We start from the raw sequence: 22,025 nt of genomic DNA, 5'->3' as shown, positions 1-22,025 counted from the left end.
CGGGGCCTGGCATTCAGGTCCGCCCGGGTGCCTACTTGACCGAGCCCGAAGTCAAGCCCTGCACCATGTAGCGCTGCATCCACGCAAACAGGATGGCAATCGGGACCACGGCGCAGATCGCAGCGGCCATCACCAGCTCCCACTGCACCACGTACTGGCCCGCGACCATGTTGGTGACGAGCACCGTCAGCGTCTGCTTCTCGGTCGAGCGGATCAGGGTGTAGACCACGGCGAACTCGTTCCACGCATTGACGAAGGTGACCAGCGACGTCACCGCCATGGCCGGCAAGGCCAGCGGCAGGAACACCTTGCAGACCGTGCGCACCGGCCCGGAGCCTTCGAGCCAGGCCGACTCTTCCAGGTCGCGCGGAATGGTCTCGAAGTACGAGGTCATCATCCAGACGGCAAAGGCAATGCCGAAGGCGCCGTAGGCCACCACGACGGAGAGGCGCGAGTCGGTCATGTTGCCGCCGTCGAACCACGGAAGGCTGGCCGCCATCTTGAAAAGGCCCACCACCAGCAGCACGGGCGAGATCATCTGGGTGATGAGCAGGAACTGCCGGTAGCCGCCCTGGCCGCGAAACCTCAGGCGCGCCAGCGCGTAGGCGGACGGCACGCTGACGGCGATCGTCAGCACCGTGGCGGCGATGGACACCAGCAGGCTGTTCAACAGCGCGCGCCCGAAGCCGGTCTGGGTCCACATGGCGGAGAAATTGCTCCACTGCCACTGCTGTGGCAGCCAGCGGGCCGGATAGACGTAGATCTCGGACGCCGGCTTGAGCGCCGTGAAGAACATCACCGCGAGCGGAAAGACGACCACGGCCACCAGCGGCAGGAGCAGCAGCCAGCACCAGAGGCTGCGCAGGATCTTGTCGGAGCGGATCATGCGGTGGCCTTTGCGGACTGCCGCCGTTGCAGGCGCAGATAGAACACGGTGAAGACCAGCAGCAAGGCCAGCATCACGAGCGAGATGGCGGCCGCCTCGCCGGGCCGGCCGAGGCGAAAGCCCAACTGGTACAGCCAGGTGACGAGGATGTGCGTGGCGTTGTCTGGCCCGCCCTGGGTCATGATCCAGATGATGGGAAACGAGTTGAAGACGTAGATCACGTTCAGCACGATCGCCATGTGGATGAAGGGCTTGAGCAGCGGCAGCGTGAGCCGGCGAAACTGCTGCCAGCGCGACGCGCCCTCGATGCCGGCGGCCTCGTAGATGTCCTGCGACACCGACGACAGGCCACCCAGAAAGATCGTCACGGTGAAGGGAATCGACACCAGGATGCCCACCCCCACTTCGACCCAGAAGGCGAGCTGCCCATCGGCCAGCCAGTTGATCGGCTCCTGGATGATCCCGACCATCGCGAGGCTCGCGTTGACCATGCCGTACTGGCCGTTGAAGGACCATGCCCAGACGATGGCCGTCATCGTCAGCGACACGGCCCAGGGCAGCATCACGATCGTGCGCGCGATGCCCCGGCCATGGAAATCCTGCTGCAGGATGAGCGCGATCGGCACGGCACACAGCACCGCGCCGCCGACCACGCACACCGTCCATTGCACCGTGCGCCACACCACGTGGGCGAACACCGGATCGGTGAACACGGTGCGAAAGTTGTCCAGGCCGTTGAAGGCCCGCAGCAGGCCGAAGCGCGAGATGTCGTGCACCGACTGGAACACCAGTGTGGACAGCGGGTAGGCCAGGATGAAGATCGTCAGCAACAGGCTCGGCGCAATCAGCCCCCAAGCCAGGACAGGACCTCGAACGGGATTCTGCATAGGGCAATTCGATCGGAATAGGCGTGGTTAGGCGTGGTGCGACACGCGGGAAGCTGGCGCAGCCCCAGGGCGGCGCCCGGGGCTTGCTTGCTTACTTCTTGTTGAGCTTGGTGTTGGCTTCGGCCGCGGCCTTGTCCAGCGCCGCCTTCGGTTCTGCCTTGCCCTGGTAGATGGCCTGCAGCGCATTGGTGACGGCCTGAGCTGAGTCTTCCCAGCCGGCGACCAGCGGGGCGAAGCGCGCGTTGGGCAGCAGGGTCACGAACTCGGAGAGCACCGGGTCGTCCTTGAACACGGGGTCGTTGGCCACCTCGCGCGTCACGGGCATGAAGCCTTCGCCCTGGTCGAACTTCAGCCGCGCGTTCTTGGAGAACATGAAGCTCAGGAATTTCTGGGCGGTTTCCTTGTTCTTCGAGGTCTTGAACATCATGATCGAGTCGGTCACGCCGAAGGTGATGTCCTTGCCGCCGTTGGGCACGCCGGTGATGCCGTATTTCAGTTGCGGCGCGTCCTTGGCGATTTCCTTGGCCAGGGGCGGCAGCGAAATGACCATGCCCAGCCGCCCCTGCTTGAACAGGTTGTGCAGGTCGTAGCGCGTGTTGCCGGCCACGCCGGGCTCGGTCAGGCCCTGGTCGATCATGCTTTTGTACAGCGTGGCAGCTTTCACGCCGGTCGGGGAATTGAATGCGGCCTTGTTGCCTGCATCGAGCACGTCGCCCCCCATGCTCCACAGCGCGTAGTAGAAATAAGTGTCGGTATCCAGGTCTTTGCCCTGGATGCCGTAGCCATAGGCGCCCGTGGCCTTGATTTTTTTCGAGGCGGCAATCACGTCGTCCCAGGACTTGGGGCCATTGGGAAAGCCGGCCTTGCTCAGCATGTCCTTGTTATAGAACATGGCGCGGACGCTGGCCGCAATAGGCAGCGCATACGGTTTGCCATTGATGTTTCCGGCCGTCAGGAATGCCGGAATGAAGCGTTCCTTGAATGCCGCATTGGCGTAATTGTCCACCGGCTCCACCAGTCCGTCGTTCACGAAATCGCCGACCCAGCGGGTGGCGACGTGGGCCAGGTCGGGCGGGTTGTTGCTGGCAATTTCCGCCTGCAGTTTCTGCTGCATGTTCTCCCAGCTTCCCACCTCGACCTTGACCTTGTCCCCGGGGTTGGCCTTCTCGTAGTCCCGGGCCAGCGCCTCCAGCCAGGGGCGTGTGTTGTCGCTGTAGCTGGACATGGCGATGCGGATATTTCCCGCCTGGGCCGTGAGGGAGGACAGGCCCAGAAGCATTGCGCCGGCCCATAGGGTTTTATTTCTCTTTTTCATGTTTAATTCCTCATTTGATTATTGAAAATAAATTAAATACACACCTCGTTCCACTGCGATCAATGTTTGCGCTTTTTTATCTTACGAGTCGATGGAATGACGCCATAGATGGAGTTAACCCTCGATTTCTAAAAACTAGAACCCTGCGTGCGAAATATTGAACGATCAGTTCCGATGTCGTCATGTACGCTCCAGAATTCGAGCTCGAATTGCGCGCGGTAATTCATTGCCGCCCGGTCGGGAGAGGTATTGGCAATTCACAGGGCGTATTGCGTGGATAAATTGATTTCGACCTCGTCTCCGGTTCAATCCCAGGCGCCGTTGCGGCGCGTGACGCTGGTCACGGGTGCCGCGGGCGGTATCGGCCAGGCCCTGTGCCGCCGCGTCCTGCAGGCTGGCGACCGGCTGATCGCGCTGGACCACGATGCGGGCGCACTGGACCGATTGGCAGGCGTGTTGGCCGGGCAGGGCGTGAGCGCCGACGATCTGGCGCGGCTGCATCCTTTGGTGGCGGACGTCACCGACTGCGCGGCCCTGTGCGAGAAGGTGGCCGCAGCCGCGGCGGCGGTCGGCCCGGTGGACGTGCTGGTGTCGAACGTCGGCGCTGCGCGCGGACCGACGGTGCGCAAGACCGCGCCGCAGGATTGGCAGGCCGACATCCATCTCAACCTCAATGGCGCGTTCCATTGCGTGGAGGCGGTGCGCGAGGCCATGGTCGAGCGCCGCAGCGGGCAACTGGTGCTCATCGGCTCGGTCAACGCACTGACCACGCTCGGCCACCCCGCGTACAGCGCGGCCAAGGCCGCCCTGGTCAGCTACACGCGGTCGCTCGCGATGGAATTGGGCGCCTATGGCATCCGCGCCAACATCGTGCTGCCGGGCACCGTCAAGACGCCGGCCTGGCAGGCGCGGGCCGACAAGAACCCGCAGGTGTTCGAGCAGTTGAAGAAGTGGTACCCGCTGGGCGACTTCGCGACACCCGACGATGTCGCCGATGCCGTGCTGTTTCTGGCGTCGCCCGCCGCGCGTGTCATCACGGGCGTGGCATTGCCGGTGGACGCGGGTCTCATGGCCGGCATCCTTCCGATGGCCCGCGAGATCACCGTCGAAGACTACTGAGCCAGCGACTCACTTCCACAACGACAAGGAGACCCCATGGCTCAGGTTCAACTCAATCAGCTGCGCAAGGATTTCGCGGGCGTGCCCGTCGTGCATGGCATCGACCTGGACATTGCCCACGGCGAGTTCGTCGTGCTGGTCGGCCCGTCGGGCTGCGGCAAGTCGACGCTGCTGCGCATGATCGCGGGGCTGGAGCCCATCAGCGGCGGCGAGCTGCGCATCGGCGGCGCACGGGCCAACGACCTGTCGCCGCAAAAGCGCAACATCTCGATGGTGTTCCAGAGCTACGCGCTCTACCCGCACCTGTCGGTCTACGAGAACATCGCCTTCGGCCCGCGCACGCGCGGCGAGACCGAAAGCGACTTCCGCCCGCGCATCGAAAAAGCCGCGAGCCTGCTCAACCTCACGCCGTACCTGGACCGCCTGCCGCGTGCGCTCTCGGGCGGACAGCGCCAACGCGTGGCCATGGGCCGCGCCGTGGTGCGCGAGCCCGCGCTGTTTCTCTTCGACGAGCCGCTGTCGAACCTCGATGCGCAGCTGCGCGTGCAGATGCGCGCCGAGATCAAGGCCCTGCACCAGCGCCTGGGCAACACCATGGTCTACGTCACCCACGACCAGGTGGAAGCCATGACCATGGCCGACCGCATCGTCGTGATGCGCGCGGGCCGGGTGGAGCAGGTCGGTGCGCCGCTCGAGCTCTACGACCGCCCGGTCAACCGCTTCGTGGCGGGCTTCATCGGATCGCCCGCGATGAACTTCACGCAAGGTCAGGTGCATCGCGCACACGGCCGCACCTGGCTCGCGTTGCCCGACGGGCAGACCTGGGATCTGCCCACTTCGGGGTGCACGCCGCTGCTGGCCGACGGACAGCACATCCTGCTGGGACTGCGGCCCGAGCATCTGCAGTTGGCCCCGGAGGGCTTGGCGTTGCGCGTGATCCTCACGGAGTCGACGGGCGACAAGACGCAGATCTACGGCATCGTGGCGGGCAGCGAAACACCCTGGTGCGTGTCCGTGCACGATCGCGTGGCCCTCAGGCCTGGCGACCTCGTGCATCTGCAGGTCCGCGATGGCGCATCGATGCATTGCTTCGATGCGCAGACCGAGCGCCATGTGGGCGTCGCCGCTCCCGCGCAGGCCGAGCACAGGCCGTCTTCATCCAGCGTGGACGCGCGTGCCAGCGGCAGCGAGGGCCAGCGCCGTGCTGCGTCGATGGCGTATTCGTACGGCTAGGCGATGAGCAGCCAACGCATGTCTGAGATCGAAACGGGCAACCACATCGGCGGCCGCTGGTCGTCCACCGTCGACACCCTGCCGGTGGTGAATCCGGCCAACGGCGAAACCATCGCCACCGTGCCGCGTTCGAGTCGAGAAACGGTCGACGCGGCGGTGGCCGCCGCCAAGGCCGCAGCCGGCGGTTGGGCCGCCATCCCGGTGTTCGAACGCGCCGCGATGTGCGTGGCGATCGCGACAGCGATCGATGCCGCGCGCGAAACCATTGCGTACACGCTGTCGTGCGAGCAGGGCAAGATCCTGGCCGAAGCTCAGGGCGAAGTCGCCAAGGCCGCAGACGGCTTCCGGCTTGCCGCCGAACTCGTCAAGCAGATGGGCGGGAAGACGCTGCCGGCGGAAGACCCCAGCAAGCTCGTCATGACCCTGCGGCAGCCGCGGGGTGTCTATGGCGTCATCACGCCCTGGAACTTCCCGGTCAACATTCCTGTGGAATACCTTGCGCCCGGCATCGCCACCGGCAACGCCATCGTCTGGGTGCCGGCGCCGTCCACCGCGCTCGTCGCCTGCGCGCTGATGGCGGCCATCGAAAGGGCCGGGCTGCCTGCGGGCGTCGTCAACCTGGTCATCGGCGAGGGCGCGACCGTCGGCGATGCGGTGGTCGTGCATCCGGACGTGACCGCCATCGCTTTCACCGGCAGCACCGCGACGGGCCAGCGCATCGCCGAGCGTGGTGCCGGAAAGCCCCTGTTGCTCGAACTCGGGGGCAACGGGCCGCTGATCGTCTGCGAAGATGCCGATCTGGATGCGGCAGCGGCTGCAGCAGCCGGCGGCGCATTCTTCAATGCAGGGCAGGTGTGCGCAGCAACGGGTTGCGTGCTGGCCCATGCGAGTGTGGTGGACCGCCTCTGCAACAAGCTGGTCGCCAGGGCGGCCAATGAGGTTCTGGGCGATCCCTTGCATCCCGCGACGACCATGGGGCCGCTCAACAACGCCAAGGTGGCGGACAAGGTGCGCGCGCATGTGGGCGATGCCGTCGCGCAGGGCGCGCGTGTGCTGCATGGCGGCCGGGCGCGCCCGGACCTGGGCAGCGCGCTGTTCTTCGAGCCGACCGTGGTGCGCGACGTGACGCCCGCCATGCGGTTGTGCCGCGAAGAGACCTTCGGCCCCGTCGTGCCGGTCGTCGCCTTCCAGGACGAAGCGCAGGCCCTGCAGATGGCCCTGCAGAACGATCACGGGCTCTCGGTGGGCATCTTCACGAAAAACATCGGTCGCGGCATCGCGATGGCCAAGGCGATCCCGGCCGGCATCGTCAACATCAACGCGGGCACGACGTGGTGGGAGCTTCACCTGCCGTTCGGCGGCGGCTCCGGCAAGAAGAGCGGCATCGGCCGGCTGGGCGGCATGCACACGCTGGAGGCGATGACAGAGATCAAGATGATCTCTGTCACGTGCGGATGATCGCCATTCGACGCCGTCATCCCCCGAACATCTTGCGGTGCAGGCCCGTGAAGGGGTAGCCCACGCCCTCGATCATGGCTTCCTTGAACGCAAACTGCGTGTCGAGCCCATGGATCCCCGTGTCGAGTTCGGTCTTCCATACAAGGTGGCCTTGGTCCTGGGAACTTTGCAGGTGGATGCAAACGTCCAGTATCGGCAGCCGAAAGCGGCACACGGTTGATCTGATCAACCGCGTCCGTGGGGCGACGGAGAAAGAAAGACAATGGGCCGGTGACGCCCGAAGACCCACAGAATCTGCCTGCTGTCGAGCCACGGCCCTTGCCGCTGCTCGTGCGCTGGCTGCTGCTGGTCTTCGCCGCGCTGTGCCTGGTGCTGGCCGCCATCGGCGTGGTCGCGCCAGGCATGCCGACCACGGTCTTCGTGCTGATGGCCGCATGGGCCGCCGCGCGCAGCTCGCCGCGGCTGCACCGCTGGCTGCTGAACCACCGGCTCTTCGGGCCACTCTTGCGCAACTGGGAGAACGGTCGCACCGTGAGCCGCCGTGCCAAGTGGAGCGCCACTGCGGCGATGGCGTTCTGCGCGGTCGTCATCGGGTTCACCGCGCACAAGCCGTGGCTCGCGGGCGTCGCCATCGGCTCGATGGCGGTCGTGCTCGCGTGGCTGTGGCGGCGGCCGGAACCACCGCCGGGCGGCTGATCAGCCCTTGGCCAGTTCCGCGCAGATCGCGGGGGTCCAGTGGAAGCTGCGCGCCTTGTAGGCCGTGTCGAAGATCACCTTGTAGCGGCAGCTGGTGATGCCGCCGCCCGAACGGAAGTGAAAGACGTAGTCCCACTCGCGCACGGCCGCCATGCCTTCGTCGAAGTGCGGGCGGCCGATGAGGGCGTAGAGCTGGTCCTTGGTCGCGCCGGGGCCGATGGCGCGCAGGTTGTCGCGATTCGGAAAGCTGCCTTCGGTCTGCCAGGTCTGCTGCCGGTCGGCGCCGGGCCACACCCGTTCGGCAGCCTTGCCTTCGTTGTCGATGCCGCGGCTCACGTACGAGGTGCAGCCGGCGAGCGCGAGCAGGGCGGCAGCGCCGAGCAGGGCCGCGCCGCGTGGGCGGGAGAAGGTGCGCGTCATGAGAGAGGAGTCCCTGGGGTTCATGCTGCGGCTCACCACTGGAAGCCTGCGCCGGCCGAGACGCCAACGTTGCCGCGCGAGTTGGCCGAGCCCGTGAACTTCATGACCCATTTGCCGTTGTCCGAGATGCTCGAGAAGCCGACCGCGATCGCGCTCTGGCCCTCGTAGCCCGCCACGCCGGCCGCGACCATGTTCTTGCCGGGCATGTAGGCCTGCGGCATGCCGGCCATCGCCATCGCACCGGCGGTGCCGGCGTTGGCGTCGCGCTGGTTGAGGCGGATCGCATCGCGCCACTGCGTGTTCTGCGCGTTCAGCTGGTTGACGTTGACCGCATCGGTGCCGGCCACGCCGGGCGCCACGTTGGACACGGTGGTGCCGTTCGGCGCCTGCCCGTTGCCCAGCACGATCTGGTTGTGGTTCACGCTGCCGTCCACGTTGGTGACGTAGTTGACCGCGCCGGCCTGCACCGCCTGCAGCTGCCGCACGTTGACCGCGTCGGTCGCCTGCGTGCCGCCTGCGACGTTGGTGATCTGCCGTTCGCCGCCCGCGCTGCCGACGGAGACCGCGCCTTGCGTCGAGCCCACGGCGATGTTCGAGAAGCGTTCCTTCTGGCCGCTCATGCCCGCGCGGTCGGCGACGGCGCCGGCGCCCAGCGCCACGCCGTTCACGGTGCTGGCCGTCGCGCCGGTGCCGATGGCCACGGCCGACGCGGCCGACGCCGCGCTCTGCCGTCCCACGGCCACGGCCGATTCGGCGTTCGCGGTGGCGCGGTCGCCCACGGCGACGGCGCTGTCGGCCAGCGCCTGCGTGTTCGCGCCCAGCGCGGCGGCGTTGATGCCGTCGGCAATCGCCTTGTCGCCGGCCGCCAGGCTGCTCTTCTTGCGCGCCTGCGTGTTGGCGCCCAGCGCGGTCGAGTTGATGTCGCTCGCGGTGGCGCGGTCGCCCACTGCGACGCTGCTGGTGGCCACTGCGGTGGTGTTGGCGCCGAGGGCCGTGGCGTTGGTGCCGAAGGCCTGCGCCACGTTGCCCACGGCCGTGCTGCTGACACCCGCGGCCACGGTGGTCGAGCCGATGGCGGTGGCGTAGGTTTCGGTGGCGCGCGCGTCGGAACCTGCCGCCACGCTGCCGTAGCCGGTGGCCTTGGCAGACGTGCCGCCGAGCAGCAGCGCGTCGCCGCCGAGGTTGCCGCTCACCATGCCCTGCAAGGCTGCGGCATCGGGACCGCCGTTCACGGGGTCGGTCGGCACGCCGTTGATGAGCGCGAAGCCCCCGCTGCCGTTGGGCACCTGGCAGGACCACGTCGGACCGGCGCCGCCCGAGCTGCACACCGCGCCCGAGCCGGTCGTGTAGCTGGTGCCGCCCAGGCTCACGTCGGCCCAGGCCGGCGGACCCGCGAGGCCGGCTGCGAAGGCGAGCATCGCGCCTGCGATGCCCCTCGTGTTCTTCTTGTGGACGAATGCGGCGGGCCCACCGATCCCCTCGCGCTGGACGATGTGTTCCATGGTTCTCTGCTCCCTGAGATGGCGCCGGATGGCGCGCCTGATGTGTGACGCTTCGACTGTATGAATCGGAGGTCGCGAGAACCTAGGACCTAATTCACAATAAATGTGAAGGTGCCGAAAGCAAATGTTGCTTTCCGACCCGCATTCACACTTGCTTCAGGAGATCGCATGAAACCCCAGCCCATCGAGCACGCTGCCGCATCCGACGAGGTCCGCGCGGTGTTCGACGACATCAAGGCGTCGCGCCACGTGCCCGACGTCAACAACTTCTGGAAGTACCTCGCCAACGACCCGGCCACGCTGAAGCGCACCTGGGCCAGCCTCAAGGAGGTGATGGCGCCGGGCGCGCTCGACCCGGTGATGAAGGAAATGATCTATCTGGCGGTGAGCGTCACCAACAACTGCGGCTATTGCATCGCGAGCCACCACGCGGGCGCGGAAAAGGCCGGCATGACGCCGGCCATGTTCGCCGAGCTGATGGCCGTGGTCGGCATGGCGAACGAGACGAACCGGCTGGTCAACGGCTACCGCGTGCCGATCGACCCCGCCTTCGACAAATAAGCCCGTTCACCCGATCGTCATGAGGCTTGCATTGCCGCCGGCCGCGGCGGTGTTGACGCTCAGCGCGCGCTCCAGCACCAGGCTTTCGAGCGGAATGCCGGTGTCGCCGGGCGCGAAGCCGCGCACGCCGACGAGGGGGCCGGGTCGCGCCGCCACGTGCTGCAGCACGCTGGCGAGGTGGCCGGCGTGGCCGTGGTGCAGCACGGCGTCGAACACCACGGTGGGTGCGCGCCAGTCGTTGGCGAGCACGACCGCGTGGCGTGCCGCGTCGGGCAGCGCGGCCAGCAGCGCGTGCGCGCCGCGCGCATCGGCGGGCCAGATGGCCGTGCTGCCGACCGACAGCACCGCCGCCAACTGCACGAGCCGGTCGGCTTCGGCATCGGCGAGGCACAGCACGGCCTCGCGCGGCTGCAGCGTGTAGACGTTGCGCTCGCCGGTGGGGCCTGCCAGCGTGCGTGCGCGGCCGACGTGGGTCAGGCCCGCGAACCGGCGGCACTGCGCGGCCAGCGCGTCGCGGCCCGTGTCGCGCGCCCAGCCTTCGAGCGCCGCGAGGCCGACCGATGGTGAGACGGGTACGTCGTCGGCCACGGCGCGCGCGAGCACGTCGTCGGGCCGCGCCGACAGCAGGCGCGCCATGTACAGCGGCCCGCCCGCCTTTGGCCCCGTGCCCGACAGCCCTTCGCCGCCGAAGGGCTGCACGCCGACCACGGCGCCGACCATGTTGCGGTTCACATAGACGTTGCCGGCCTGCGCCTGCGCCACCACCTGCGCGATGGTCTCGTCGATGCGCGTGTGCACGCCCAGCGTGAGGCCATAGCCGGTGCCGTTGATCTGGCCGATGAGCGCGCCGAGGTCGCGGCGGCGGTAGCGCAGCAGGTGCAGCACGGGGCCGAACACCTCGCGCTGCAGCTCGCCCAGGTGCGCCAGCTCGATCAGCGTGGGCAGCACGAAGGTGCCGTGGCGCGTGTCGTGGCCGAACTCGCGGCCCTGGCGGAACACGCGGCGTCCGCGTCCGCGCATGTCGGCGATGTGGCGCTCGATGCCGTCGCGCGCCTCGTCGTCGATGACGGGGCCCACGCCGACCGCGAGCCGCGCGGGGTTGCCGATGCAGCTCTCGGCCATCGCGCCCTGCAGCATGGCGACGAGGCGGTCGGCCGCTTCTTCCTGCACGCACAGCACGCGCAGTGCCGAGCAGCGCTGGCCCGCGCTGTCGAAGGCCGAGGCCATCACGTCGGCCACCACCTGTTCCACGAGCGCGGACGAGTCGACGATCATCGCGTTCTGCCCGCCGGTCTCGGCGATCAGCGGCACCGGCGCGCCGTGCGCACCGAGGCGCGTCGACAGCGTCTTCTGCAGCAGGCGCGCGACCTCGGTCGAGCCCGTGAACATCACGCCCTGCACGCGCGCGTCGCCGACCAGCGCGGCGCCGACGGTCTCGCCGCGCCCCGGCAGCAGCTGCACCGCCGCACGCGGCACGCCGGCCTCCCACAGCAGGCGCACTGCTTCGCCGGCGACCAGCGGTGTCTGCTCGGCCGGCTTGGCCAGCACCGGGTTGCCGGCCGCGAGCGCGGCGGCCACCTGGCCGGTGAAGATCGCGAGCGGAAAGTTCCATGGGCTGATGCACACCACCGGCCCGAGCGGGCGGTGCGTGGCGTTGGTGAACGTGGTGCGCGCCTGGGCCGCGTAGTAGCGCAGGAAGTCGACCGCCTCGCGCACCTCGGCGATGGCGTTGGCGCTGCTCTTGCCCGCCTCGCGCATCAACAGGCCGAGCAGGCGCGGCTGCCGGGCTTCGAGCAAGGCTGCGGCGCGGTCGAGTGCGGCGGCGCGTTCCGTCGGCGGCGTGGCGGCCCAATCGGCGGCGATGCCTTCGGCCTGCGCGATGGCCGAGGCCACGTCACCCGGCACCGCGTCCTGCACCTGGCCGACGAGGTCGCGGCGGTCGGCGGGGTTGCGCACCTCGGCCCAGGTGCGGGCGGCTGCGTCTTCGGGCGTCGGCGCGGCGAGCATCGGCACGGCGCGCCAGGGTTCGGTCGCGCTGGCCTGCAGCACGGTGGCCAGGGCGTGCAGCGTGTCTTCGCTCGCGAGGTCGAGGCCTTGCGAGTTGGCGCGCTGCGCGCCGTAGAGCGCGGCCGGGAGCGGAATGGCTGCGTGCGGCAGGCCCATCGCGCCTTCCTCTGCAGCCATGCGCTCGACGGTCGCGACCGGATCTTCGACCAGCGTGTCGAGCGGAATCGACGCGTCCGCGATGCGGTTCACGAACGAGGTGTTGGCGCCGTTCTCCAGCAGCCGCCGCACCAGGTAGGCCAGCAGCGTCTCGTGCGTGCCCACCGGCGCGTAGATGCGGCAGGGCCGCCCGAGCGGCCCCACCACCTGCTCGTACAGCGGCTCGCCCATGCCGTGCAGGCACTGGAATTCGTACTGGCCCGGCGTGTAGCGCGACGGGTCGGCCATCGTGTAGATCGCGGCCAGCGTGTGGGCGTTGTGCGTGGCGAACTGCGGGTACACCGCGTCGGGCGCGTCGAGCAGGCGGCGCGCGCACGCGAGGTACGACACGTCGGTGTAGGCCTTGCGCGTGTAGACCGGATAGCCCGCCAGCCCGTCGAGCTGCGCGCGCTTGATCTCGCTGTCCCAGTAGGCGCCTTTGACGAGGCGCACCATGAGCCGGTGGCCGCTGCGGCGCGCGAGCTCGATCACCCAGTCGATCACGAGGGGGCAGCGCTTCTGGTAGCCCTGCACCACGAAGCCGATGCCTTGCCAGCCCGCCAGCGCGGGCTCGAAGCACAGGCGTTCCAGCAGGTCGAGCGACAGCTCCAACCGGTCGGCTTCTTCGGCGTCGATGTTCAGGCCGATGTCGTAGTGCAGCGCCAGCAGCGCCAGGTCGCGCAGCACCGGGTACAGCTCGGCCATCACGCGCGTGTACTGCGCGCGGCTGTAGCGCGGGTGCAGCGCCGACAGCTTGATCGAGATGCCCGGCCCGCCGTACACGCCGCGCCCGTTCGAGGCTTTGCCGATGGCGTGGATCGCGTCTTCGTAGGCGGCGCGGTAGCGGCGTGCATCGTCGGCCGTGAGCGCGGCCTCGCCGAGCATGTCGTACGAATAGCGGAAGCCCTGCGCCTCCAGCGTGCGCGCATGCGCCAGCGCCTGATCGATGGTTTCGCCGGTGACGAACTGCTCGCCCATCATGCGCATTGCCATGTCCACGCCCTTGCGGATCAGCGGCTCGCCGCCCTTGCCGATCAGCCGCGTGAGCGTGGCCGACAGGCCCGTTTCGCTGTGCGTGGCCACCAGCTTGCCCGTGAGCAGCAGGCCCCAGGTGGCGGCGTTGACGAACACCGACGGGCTGTGCCCGGCATGCGCCTGCCACTGGCCCTGCGCGATCTTGTCGCGGATGAGCGCGTCGCGCGTGTCGGCATCGGGAATGCGCAGCAGCGCCTCGGCCAGGCACATCAGCGCCACGCCTTCCTGCGACGACAGCGCGTACTCCTGCAGCAGGCCCTGCACGAGGCCCGATCGGCCGCCCCCATTCCTGCGCTGGCGCAGCTGGTGGGCGATGCGATGGGCGAGTGCGTGGGCGTCGGCGGCCTGGCCAGCGGGCAGCCGCGCCTGCTCGAGCAGCGGCGCCAGCGCCTCGGACTCGGCAGGCCGGCAGGCGGCGGTGATGCGCGAGCGCAGCGCGGAAGGCGCGGCGGGGCCGTCGGCGAAGGCGGCGAAATGCGAGGGCAGGGGGGCGGGTTCGTTGGCGCTCATGGTGCGTCGGTGGTGGTGATGTGCTGGATGATTTCAGCGATAGGCATGAATATTTCTCCAAAGAAAATGCACTTCATCGAATAAGTCTCATGGGCCTCCAAAGGCACCCAAACGCCCCGGGGGTTGACTGAATTTCTATTTAATTGGATATTTAATCTAATATGAAAGAAGAATCAGCTTCGACCCCCAGCCTCAACGACCGCATTGCCCAGCGCGTGCGCGCCCTGCGCGCGGCACGCGATCTCTCGCTCGACACCCTGGCCACGCACTGCGGCGTCAGCCGTTCGATGATCTCCCTGATCGAGCGCGGCGAGAGCAGTCCGACCGCGGTGCTGCTCGAAAAACTCGCGACCGGCCTGGGCGTGCCGCTGGCCTCGCTGTTCGAGCCCGACGCGCCTACGGCCAGCCCGGTGTCGCGCCGCGCCGACCAGCTCGAATGGCGCGATCCGCATTCGGGCTACGTGCGCCGCAACGTCTCGGCCGGCGGCGATGCCTCCCCGATCCAGATCGTCGAGGTGCTGTTTCCAGCCGGCGCGCGCGTGGCCTACGAAACCGGCGCGCGCGAGCCGCGCATCCACCAGCAGGTGTGGGTGCTCGAAGGCTGCATCGAACTTGCCGTGGGCGACCAGCAGCACCGGCTCGACGCCGGCGACTGCCTGGCGCTCGTGCTCGACCAGCCGACGAGTTACCACAACCCCACCCGCAAGACGGCGCGCTACGCGGTCGTCATCACCAGCGCGCCCGCGCACGCATCGAACAGGAAATGACCATGACTGCTGCCACCGCTCCCCGCCTGCGCGCCCTGTCCACCGTCAGCGAGACCGAGCTGAACGCGCTGGCCCACGTACTCATCGACTGCGTCGACGGCGGCGCTTCGGTGAGCTTCATGCAGCCGCTCACGCCCGAGCGCGCGCGGGCCTTCTGGCGCCACGTGGCCGACGGCGTGGCGCGTGGCGAACGCGAGCTGCTCGTGGCCGAGGACGACGAAGGCATCGTCGGCACGGTGCAGCTGGTGCTCGCCCAGCCCGAGAACCAGCCGCACCGCGGCGAGGTCGCGAAGATGCTGGTGCATCGCCGCGCGCGCCGGCTCGGCCTCGGCGCGCTGCTGATGAAGGGCGCCGAACAGCGCGCGCGCGACCACGGCAAGACCCTGCTGGTGCTCGACACCTCCAGCCCCGAGGCCGAGCGGCTGTACACCCGCTGCGGCTGGCTGCGCGTGGGCACGATCCCCGGCTACGCGCTGCTGCCCGACGGCACGCCATGCGGCACCACTTACTTCTACCGCGCGCTCGGCGACTGACGGCCGTGCGCGGCGCGGTGTTCGACGCCAAGGCCTGACCCGCGCCTGACGCGCCCCGGATTTCCGCAGTGGCAGGCCACGCCGGGGCCTGTCATCATTCGCGGCGCATGACTCAGATGACCCATCAAGATCCCGTCCCCCTCGCCGACTTGCTGAACCGCGCCAGGCAGGCCCTGGCCGCCCCCGACGGGGCGCTGCCCCCGGCCCCGCCCGCCACCGACGACGCCGGCTGCGTGGTGTTCCTCGCGATGGGCGAGGGCGAGAGCCGTGCCCGCGTCGTCATGGGCCGCGGCCCCGACACCGAGGCCGCGTGGCAGGCCGCCGCCCAGGCGCTGGCGGTGAAGGCCAAGCGCGCCGAGCGGCCCGCGCAGCGGCTGCGCGCGGAGATCGTCGATCGCAGCACGCCGATGACCTGGGGCCAGCTGAAGGCACGGCTGGCGCAGACGAAGCGCAACTACTTCAACGAAGGCATCGCGCTCGACGCACGCTTCGACACCGCGTTGCTCGCACAGGAAATGCACGGCAGCGCCGTGCTCTACAACGGCACGGTCGACCACGCGGAGCCCAACAACGGCAACCTGCGCACCCACACCCAGCGCCGCTTCGGCGAGGAGCGCGACTTTCCCACCGACGACGCCGCGCCCGTGTGGTGCTTCACCACGCGGGCCGTGTACGTCGACGCCGACGGCGCCTGGCCGCTCACGGCCGAAGGGCAGGCCGCGGGCTTTCGCACGCTCACCGACTGGAACGCGAAGCAGGTGCGCGCGCTGGTCGATTCGGCCAGCGACTACCTGGCCGAGCAGGTCAAGCCGACGGGCGAGTTCCACTACGGCTGGTTCCCGTGTTTCGACCGCGCGATTCCCACCTACAACACGCTGCGCCACGCCAGCTCGACCTACGCGATGCTCGAAGGCTGGGAGCTCACGCGCAACGACACGCAGAAAGCCGCCATCGACCGCGCGCTGGCCTTCCTGAGCCAGCGGCTGATCTGCCGCGCCACGCTACCCGACGGCACGCAGGCCGCGTTCCTGGTCGACGTCGGCAACGAGATCAAGCTCGGCGGCAATGCCGTGTGCCTGCTGGCCTTCGTGAAGTACACCGAGCTCACCGGCGACACGCAGTACCAGCCGCTGCTGGAGCAGCTCGCGCTGGGCATCCGCTCCATGCAGGACGCACAGACCGGCCGCTTCGTGCACGTGCTCAACCACCCGGGGCTCGACGTGAAGGAGCCCTTTCGCATCATCTACTACGACGGCGAGGCGGCCTTCGGGCTCATGCGGCTGTACGGCCTCACGCGCGATGCGCGCTGGCTCGCGGTGGTCGAGAAAGCCTTCGAGCATTTCATCGCGGCGGGCCACTGGCGCGCGCACGACCACTGGCTGAGCTACTGCGTCAACGAGCTCACGCGCTTCAAGCCCGAAACGCGCTACTACCAGTTCGGCCTGCAGAACATGGCGGGCCACCTCGACTTCGTGCTGGAGCGCATCACCACCTTCCCCACGCTGCTCGAGCTCATGATGGCCGCGCGCGAGATGGTGCTGCGGCTCGAAGCCGACCCGGCGCTGCGTCCGCTGCTCGCGGGTCTGGACCGCCACAAGTTCGACCGCGCGCTGGAGCACCGCGCGCGTTATCTCGCCAACGGCCACTTCTGGCCCGAGCTGGCGATGTTCTTCCGCCACCCCGACCGCATCGCGGGCTCGTTCTTCATCAAGCACCACAGCTTCCGCGTGCGCATCGACGACGTGGAGCACTACCTGTCGGGCTATGTGGCCTACCACCGGCTGCTTGAAGCGCGCGAGGCGCAGCAGCAGAGCGCGCAGCTCTCGCAAGCCGCGGCCGAGCCTGTTGCGCCGCGCGGCCGCGAGGGCATCGTGCTGTGGGGCGGCGACGTCAACCTGGGCCGCCGCCTGCACTACCGCCTGCACGAACTGGGCGGCCCGGCCCGCATGCTCGGCGACATCCCCGCGTTGCGCGAGGCCGACCTGCGCATCGTGAATCTCGAATGCGTGGTCGCCACCACGGGCGCGCAGGGCATCGAGAAGGACGAGGGCTGCCCGTACTATTACCGTGCGCGGCCCGAGATGCTGTCGGTGCTGACCGAGGCCGGCATCGACATGGTCGCCACGGCCAACAACCACAGCGGCGACTACGGCCCCGAAGCCCTGCTGGAGCAGCACGGGCTGCTGAATGCCGCCGCCATCGCCTTCGCCGGCACCGGGCCCGACCTCGACGCGGCGCTGAGCCCCGCCTTCCGCCAGGCCGGCGGGCTGCGCGTGGCGCTGTTCTCGCTCGACGCCACGCAGCCGCGCTTTGCCGCCACCGCAAAGCTCCCCGGCGCGGCCTGGCTGCCGCTCGACGACCCGGCCGCGTGGCGCGCCACGCTCGCGCCGCGCATCGCCACGGCGCGCCGTGAAGCTGACGTGGTGCTGGTCGCCGTGCACTGGGGCAATAACCAGGAGACCGCGCCTTCGCGCGCCGAGATCGCCGTCGGCCATGCCATCGTCGAAGCTGGCGCGGACGCGGTGCTCGGCACTTCGGCCCACCTGCTGCAAGGCATCGAGGTCTACCGGGGCCGGCCGATCCTGCACGACGCGGGCGACCTGCTGTTCGACGCGATCCGCCGTGACCTCGGGGACTCCGGCGTGTTCTCGTTGCGCCTCGGGCCGCATGGCGTCGAGGAGGTTGTGTTCACGCCAGTGGGCGTGGGCTTCGGCTTCTCGCGGCAGCGCGAGGGCGACGCGGCCCAGGCCGCGAGCGCGCGCTTTGCCGAACTCTGTCGCGCGCTCGGCACCGAGATGACGGCGCGGCCCGACGGGCGTTGCGCGCTGCAGCTGTCGCCGCCTGAACGCACCACGCCGGCCGGGCGCCCTCCGTTGGCGCCGCTGTCGGCGTCGCGCCCGCCCGCGTTGGTCGGGCCCGTGCTCGCGCCCCGGCCCGAGTGGTCGGTCGATGCCGTGCCCGCCGACGCACAGATGCGTCCGATCCAGATCGGTCCGCTGCGCCTCGTGGGCATCCGCTGCGCACCCACGCAGATCGTCGGGCGCCGGCTGTTGTGGGTCGAGTCGTACTGGACCGCCGATGCGCCCGTGAGCGCCGACCTGCGCGTGCAATTCCGCGCGCTGGCGATGCGCAGCGCCACCATGCCGGCCTGGGGCGAGGCCATGGACCACGACCCCTGCGACTGGATGTGGCCCACCAGCCGCTGGACGCCGGGGCGCATCTACCGCGACCGCTACGGCCTGCGCGCGCCGCGCGCGGGCCTGCTCGAGAACGACGTGCTGCAGATCGAAGTGCGCGTGCGCGGCGCGCTGCCCGACCTGCCGCCCGCGCGCCGCTTGCCCGTGTGGTGCGGCCTGCGCCTGAAGGCGCCGACGCCGCTGCCCGAGCGCCCCGCGCCCGTGCTCGCGGCGCTGCGCCCGGGTGCCGCGCCGCAGGCCTCGCCCGTGTGGACCGCCGACGAGCTGCAGCGCGTCACCGGCGGACAGTGGCTCGTGCCCCCGCCGCCGGACTGGGCCGCGAACGCCGTGGTGCGCGGGCCGACGCACATGGCGCTGTTGCCAAAGCCGGCACTGTTCATTGCCTCCGACTACCGCATGCTCGCCCGGCACGAGAACTACAGCAAGCCGCGCGCCGACAACCCCGACCGCCACGAAGACGTGCCCGTGCTGCAGCACGCGCTCGCGGGCGCCGTGGTCGCGCACCCGGTGGACGGGCTGGCCCCGTCCTTCCCGCTGCTGCAGGTGGACGACCCGATCCGCGCCATGATCGACCTGGGCGTGGCCGCGCGTGCGCGCTTCAAGGGGCGCGTGGTGGGCGTGACCGGCACGGTCGGCAAGTCGTCGACCATCGCCATGCTGCGCGACCTGCTGCCCGAGGCGGCGCGCGTGCACACCACCGTCGACAACTACAACTCGCGCGTCGGCGTGCCGGCCACGCTGGCCAGCCTGCCGGCCGATGCCGACGTGTGCGTGCTGGAGATGGCGCAGAGCGCGCTGTGGATGGACCGCGGTCCGATCTCGCTCGTGGCGCGGCCGCACGTGGCGATCCTCACCGAGATCGGCCTGTCGCAGACCTACCGCGCGGCCACGGTGGAGCAGACGGCCGACTTCAAGTCGCGCATCTTCCTCGGGCTGGAGCCCGGCGGCGTGGCGATCGTGCCCGACCACATCCCCTGCCTGATGCAGGTGGTGCGGGCGGCCGCGTGCACGGCGGGCGCCATCTGGGTCGTGGGCAGCGGGCCCGACGCCAACATCCGCATCGTCGACACGCAAGCCGAGCCCGACGGCCGATGCCGCGTGCGCATCGCGCTGCCGGGACGCACGGTCGAGTACCTGTTCCCGATTGCAAGCGCGGGGCTGGTGCGCAATTCGGCGCTGGCGTTTGCGGCGCTGCTGGCGCTGGGCTTCGACGCCGAGGCGGCCTGCGCTCGCATGCCGTTCGTGCGGCTTCCCGCCTCGGTGATGCAGCTGCGTCCGCTGCGCACGCAGGGCGGCGTGCAGGCCACGCTCATCGACGACAGCTGGAACGCCGAGGTCATGTCGATGCGCAACGCAATGGAGTTCGTGCGCACCTGCGAGCGGGCTGCGCACGGGCCGGTGACGCGCAAGATCGGCGTGCTCGGGCGCATCGTCAATCTCGACGCGGAGGCCGAAGCGATGCACCGCAGTCTGGCCGCGCCACTGCTCGCCTCGGGCATCCATCACCTCGTGACCCACGGCGCCGAGATGCGCTGGCTGCGCGAGGAGGTGCCGGCCGAGCTGCTCGGCCCGCACTTCGAAGATGCCGCGCAGCTCACCGGCTACCTCGGCGACTTCCTGCGCGAGGGCGACCTCGTGCTGCTGAAGGGCGACCGCCAGCAGTCGGACTTCGGCCTGATCTCCGAACTCCTGCAGAAGCTATGAAGCCCCGCGCGCGCCTGGCCTGCCTGCTGCTGGTGCTCGTACAGGCGGCATGCGCGCAGCGCGCCGATGGGCCGAAGGCGCCCATGCCGCGCGAGCCGGCAGCCTCCGCGTCGGCCGAGGGCGCGCTGCTGCACTGGAACCAGCCCGCCGTGCGCGCCAACTGCCCCGACCGTCCCGGCTTCCTCTGGGTGCAGGCGGTCGAAGGGCCGTCGTGCATCCGCTATTTCGCGAGCCGCGACATCGACGACGCGCGCATCGCCATCGTGCAGTTCTCGGGCGACCGCGACAGCGTGATGAACCAGTCGCCCGCGCGCATTCCGGGCAACACCGAACCGCTGCGCACGCTCGATGCGCAGGCCGCGAGCGACCGCGCTGGCGTGCCGTGGATCTTCATGGCGCGGCCCGGCACCTACGGATCGTCGGGCGACCACCGCAAACGGCGCGAGGCGGTGGAGTTCCACGCGCTCGATGCGGCACTCGAGGCGCTGATGCAGCGCCACCGGCTGCAGCGCGTGGTGCTCCTCGGCCACAGCGGCGGCGCCACGGCCGGCGCCGCGCTGCTCACGCTCGGGCGCACGCGCGTGGCCTGCGCAGTGCTCACCTCGGGCGCGTTCGATTTGCTGGAGCGCGCGCGCCTGCTCGGCCGCTCGAAGGACGGGCGCACCGACACCACCGGCAGCACGCAGGTCTACGACCCGCTGGACCATGTGGCCGGCATCCCGCGCGACCCGCAGCGGCGCATCGTGCTGATCGGCAACCCCGACGACCGCAACACGCCGTTCGCGCTGCAGCAGCGCTTTGCCGACGCGGTGCGCAAGGCCGGCCACCGCGTCGAGGTGATGACGCACGCGGCCGAGCCACCGACCTTTCACGACCTCAAGGACCGCATCGGCCTGCGCACCGCATCGCAATGCGCGCGCGAGGCGCTGCAAGCTTCCACCCGATGACCCAGCCTCTCACTTCGCGCCCCTTCGGCCCCATGCCCGACGGCCGGCCCGTCACCGAATACACGCTCGACAACGGCCACGGCCTGCGCCTGAGCGCCATCAACCTGGGCGGCATCGTCACCGCGCTGCACGTGCCCGATCGACAGGGGCGCAGCGCGAACGTGGTGCTGGGGTTGCCGTCGCTGGATGACTACCTCAAGCCGCATCCGCACTTCGGCACGATCGTCGGCCGCTACGCGAACCGCATTGCCGCGGGCCACTTCACGCTCGACGGCACTGCTCATCAGCTGGGCCTGAACGACGGCGTGAACACGCTGCACGGCGGCGCCACGGGCTTCGGCAAGCGCTACTGGGAAATCGTGCCCGTGCCTGATGAGCTCACCCTCGAACTGCGCTACACCAGCGTCGACGGCGAAGAAGGCTATCCCGGCGAAGTGCAGCTGACGGTGCGCTATACATTGGGCGCCACGGCCAACACCTGGCGCATCGACTACCGCGCCACGACCGACCGGGCGACGGTGCTCAACCTGAGCCACCACGACTACTTCAACCTCGCGGGATCGGGTTCGGTCATGGACCACGTGCTGACGCTTCCCGCGAGCTGCTACTGCCCGGTGGATGCCACGTTGATCCCGCTCGGACTCGACGACGTGGCCGGCACGCCTTTCGATTTCCGCACGCCGACACGCATCGGCCAGCGCATCCGCGAAGACCACGCGCAGCTGCTGCGTGCGCATGGCTACGACCACAACTGGGTGCTCGATCGCAACGGCGCGGGACTCGCGCTGGCCGCGCGCCTCGCCCACGAAGCCTCGGGTCGCGTGATGGACGTGCACACCACGGAGCCCGGCGTGCAGTTCTATTCGGGCAACTTTCTCGATGGCAGCCTGCTCGGCAGCGGCGGCGCGAGCCTGCGCCAGGGCGACGGCCTGTGCCTGGAGACGCAGCACTTCCCCGATGCGCCGAACCAGCCGGCGTTTCCGTCGACCGTGCTGCGGCCGGGCGAGGTGTTCGCCAGCACGACCGAGCACCGCTTCAGCATTTGCTGAAGCG

At 69.4% G+C, this 22,025-nt stretch carries 17 protein-coding genes; 10 read left to right on the top strand and 7 right to left on the bottom strand.

Going from position 1 to position 22,025, the window contains the following annotated elements:
* Window positions 1-31: 31 nt before the first annotated feature.
* The 3 genes from ASD34_RS04340 to ASD34_RS04330 all read right to left on the bottom strand — a co-directional run bounded on the left by ASD34_RS04340 (window position 32) and on the right by ASD34_RS04330 (window position 3,088).
* Complete coding sequence (locus ASD34_RS04340; RefSeq protein ID WP_056573198.1) at window positions 32-886, bottom strand: carbohydrate ABC transporter permease; 855 nt, start codon at window positions 884-886, stop codon at window positions 32-34.
* Window positions 883-1,773 carry a carbohydrate ABC transporter permease gene (locus ASD34_RS04335; protein ID WP_056573195.1) on the bottom strand — a complete coding sequence of 297 codons (891 nt, stop codon included), beginning with the start codon at window positions 1,771-1,773 and terminating at the stop codon, window positions 883-885. The genes ASD34_RS04340 and ASD34_RS04335 overlap by 4 nt, the downstream gene beginning before the upstream one ends.
* Before the next feature lie 91 nt (window positions 1,774-1,864).
* On the bottom strand, window positions 1,865-3,088 hold the full coding sequence (locus tag ASD34_RS04330; protein ID WP_056573192.1) for an ABC transporter substrate-binding protein: 1,224 nt from the start codon (window positions 3,086-3,088) through the stop codon (window positions 1,865-1,867).
* A gap of 321 nt (window positions 3,089-3,409) precedes the next feature.
* Between ASD34_RS04330 and ASD34_RS04325 the strand changes: the two genes are divergently transcribed.
* Genes ASD34_RS04325 through ASD34_RS04315 form a run of 3 tightly spaced genes read left to right on the top strand, consistent with a single transcriptional unit; the run spans window position 3,410 to window position 6,898 of the window.
* Window positions 3,410-4,207, top strand: a complete 798-nt coding sequence (locus ASD34_RS04325; protein ID WP_056573189.1) for an SDR family oxidoreductase — start codon at window positions 3,410-3,412, stop codon at window positions 4,205-4,207.
* Window positions 4,208-4,243: 36 nt separating this feature from the next.
* Window positions 4,244-5,440: an ABC transporter ATP-binding protein gene (locus tag ASD34_RS04320; RefSeq protein ID WP_082548495.1), complete on the top strand. Its 1,197-nt coding sequence runs from the start codon at window positions 4,244-4,246 to the stop codon at window positions 5,438-5,440.
* Between the two features lie 3 nt (window positions 5,441-5,443).
* Window positions 5,444-6,898, top strand: a complete 1,455-nt coding sequence (locus ASD34_RS04315; RefSeq protein ID WP_082548494.1) for an aldehyde dehydrogenase family protein — start codon at window positions 5,444-5,446, stop codon at window positions 6,896-6,898.
* 16 nt (window positions 6,899-6,914) lie between these two features.
* Here ASD34_RS04315 and ASD34_RS04310 read toward each other — a convergent pair whose 3' ends face one another.
* Window positions 6,915-7,127, bottom strand: a complete 213-nt coding sequence (locus ASD34_RS04310) for a hypothetical protein (RefSeq protein ID WP_056573183.1) — start codon at window positions 7,125-7,127, stop codon at window positions 6,915-6,917.
* 41 nt (window positions 7,128-7,168) lie between these two features.
* Here ASD34_RS04310 and ASD34_RS04305 point away from each other — a divergent pair, with 41 nt between their 5' ends.
* Window positions 7,169-7,594 (top strand): YbaN family protein, encoded by a 426-nt coding sequence (locus ASD34_RS04305; protein ID WP_056573179.1) that lies wholly within the window; start codon window positions 7,169-7,171, stop codon window positions 7,592-7,594.
* Here ASD34_RS04305 and ASD34_RS04300 read toward each other — a convergent pair whose 3' ends face one another.
* Both ASD34_RS04300 and ASD34_RS04295 read right to left on the bottom strand, forming a co-directional pair.
* Window positions 7,595-8,014, bottom strand: coding sequence for an outer membrane protein assembly factor BamE (locus tag ASD34_RS04300; protein WP_056573176.1), 420 nt, complete (start codon window positions 8,012-8,014; stop codon window positions 7,595-7,597).
* Between the two features lie 32 nt (window positions 8,015-8,046).
* The gene (locus ASD34_RS04295; RefSeq protein ID WP_056573173.1) at window positions 8,047-9,516 is read right to left on the bottom strand and encodes a YadA family autotransporter adhesin; all 1,470 of its coding nucleotides are present in this window, start codon (window positions 9,514-9,516) and stop codon (window positions 8,047-8,049) included.
* A gap of 168 nt (window positions 9,517-9,684) precedes the next feature.
* On the opposite strand from ASD34_RS04295, the gene ASD34_RS04290 reads away from it, so the two are divergent.
* Complete coding sequence (locus ASD34_RS04290; RefSeq protein WP_056573169.1) at window positions 9,685-10,077, top strand: carboxymuconolactone decarboxylase family protein; 393 nt, start codon at window positions 9,685-9,687, stop codon at window positions 10,075-10,077.
* Window positions 10,078-10,083: 6 nt separating this feature from the next.
* Here ASD34_RS04290 and putA read toward each other — a convergent pair whose 3' ends face one another.
* Window positions 10,084-13,824, bottom strand: coding sequence for a trifunctional transcriptional regulator/proline dehydrogenase/L-glutamate gamma-semialdehyde dehydrogenase (gene putA / locus ASD34_RS04285; RefSeq protein ID WP_056573165.1), 3,741 nt, complete (start codon window positions 13,822-13,824; stop codon window positions 10,084-10,086).
* A gap of 161 nt (window positions 13,825-13,985) precedes the next feature.
* On the opposite strand from putA, the gene ASD34_RS04280 reads away from it, so the two are divergent.
* From ASD34_RS04280 to ASD34_RS04260, 5 genes are all read left to right on the top strand, one after another.
* Window positions 13,986-14,591, top strand: a complete 606-nt coding sequence (locus tag ASD34_RS04280) for a helix-turn-helix domain-containing protein (protein ID WP_056573162.1) — start codon at window positions 13,986-13,988, stop codon at window positions 14,589-14,591.
* 2 nt (window positions 14,592-14,593) lie between these two features.
* The gene (locus tag ASD34_RS04275; protein WP_235509968.1) at window positions 14,594-15,124 is read left to right on the top strand and encodes a GNAT family N-acetyltransferase; all 531 of its coding nucleotides are present in this window, start codon (window positions 14,594-14,596) and stop codon (window positions 15,122-15,124) included.
* A 116-nt stretch (window positions 15,125-15,240) separates the two neighbouring features.
* Complete coding sequence (locus tag ASD34_RS04270; protein ID WP_056573156.1) at window positions 15,241-20,025, top strand: CapA family protein; 4,785 nt, start codon at window positions 15,241-15,243, stop codon at window positions 20,023-20,025.
* Window positions 20,022-20,972: an alpha/beta hydrolase family protein gene (locus ASD34_RS04265; protein ID WP_056573153.1), complete on the top strand. Its 951-nt coding sequence runs from the start codon at window positions 20,022-20,024 to the stop codon at window positions 20,970-20,972. The genes ASD34_RS04270 and ASD34_RS04265 overlap by 4 nt, the downstream gene beginning before the upstream one ends.
* A complete protein-coding gene (locus tag ASD34_RS04260) occupies window positions 20,969-22,021 on the top strand; it encodes an aldose epimerase family protein (RefSeq protein WP_056573151.1) in 1,053 nt (350 codons plus the stop codon). The genes ASD34_RS04265 and ASD34_RS04260 overlap by 4 nt, the downstream gene beginning before the upstream one ends.
* The last annotated feature ends 4 nt before the right edge of the window (window positions 22,022-22,025 follow it).

It is taken from the genome of Variovorax sp. Root473 (genome assembly GCF_001426505.1).
Lineage (GTDB): Bacteria > Pseudomonadota > Gammaproteobacteria > Burkholderiales > Burkholderiaceae_C > Variovorax.
The sequence above is the reverse complement of the archived record's forward strand: the minus strand, read 5'-3'. Positions and strand labels throughout refer to the sequence as shown.

Coding starts and splice junctions, on each gene's coding strand:
- ASD34_RS04340 (WP_056573198.1), bottom strand. CDS start 886: ATGATCCGCTCCGACAAGATCCTGCGCAGCCTCTGGTGCTGGCTGCTG.
- ASD34_RS04335 (WP_056573195.1), bottom strand. CDS start 1,773: ATGCAGAATCCCGTTCGAGGTCCTGTCCTGGCTTGGGGGCTGATTGCG.
- ASD34_RS04330 (WP_056573192.1), bottom strand. CDS start 3,088: ATGAAAAAGAGAAATAAAACCCTATGGGCCGGCGCAATGCTTCTGGGC.
- ASD34_RS04320 (WP_082548495.1), top strand. CDS start 4,244: ATGGCTCAGGTTCAACTCAATCAGCTGCGCAAGGATTTCGCGGGCGTG.
- ASD34_RS04315 (WP_082548494.1), top strand. CDS start 5,444: ATGAGCAGCCAACGCATGTCTGAGATCGAAACGGGCAACCACATCGGC.
- ASD34_RS04300 (WP_056573176.1), bottom strand. CDS start 8,014: ATGACGCGCACCTTCTCCCGCCCACGCGGCGCGGCCCTGCTCGGCGCT.
- ASD34_RS04295 (WP_056573173.1), bottom strand. CDS start 9,516: ATGGAACACATCGTCCAGCGCGAGGGGATCGGTGGGCCCGCCGCATTC.
- ASD34_RS04290 (WP_056573169.1), top strand. CDS start 9,685: ATGAAACCCCAGCCCATCGAGCACGCTGCCGCATCCGACGAGGTCCGC.
- putA (WP_056573165.1), bottom strand. CDS start 13,824: ATGAGCGCCAACGAACCCGCCCCCCTGCCCTCGCATTTCGCCGCCTTC.
- ASD34_RS04280 (WP_056573162.1), top strand. CDS start 13,986: ATGAAAGAAGAATCAGCTTCGACCCCCAGCCTCAACGACCGCATTGCC.
- ASD34_RS04275 (WP_235509968.1), top strand. CDS start 14,594: ATGACTGCTGCCACCGCTCCCCGCCTGCGCGCCCTGTCCACCGTCAGC.
- ASD34_RS04270 (WP_056573156.1), top strand. CDS start 15,241: ATGACCCATCAAGATCCCGTCCCCCTCGCCGACTTGCTGAACCGCGCC.
- ASD34_RS04265 (WP_056573153.1), top strand. CDS start 20,022: ATGAAGCCCCGCGCGCGCCTGGCCTGCCTGCTGCTGGTGCTCGTACAG.
- ASD34_RS04260 (WP_056573151.1), top strand. CDS start 20,969: ATGACCCAGCCTCTCACTTCGCGCCCCTTCGGCCCCATGCCCGACGGC.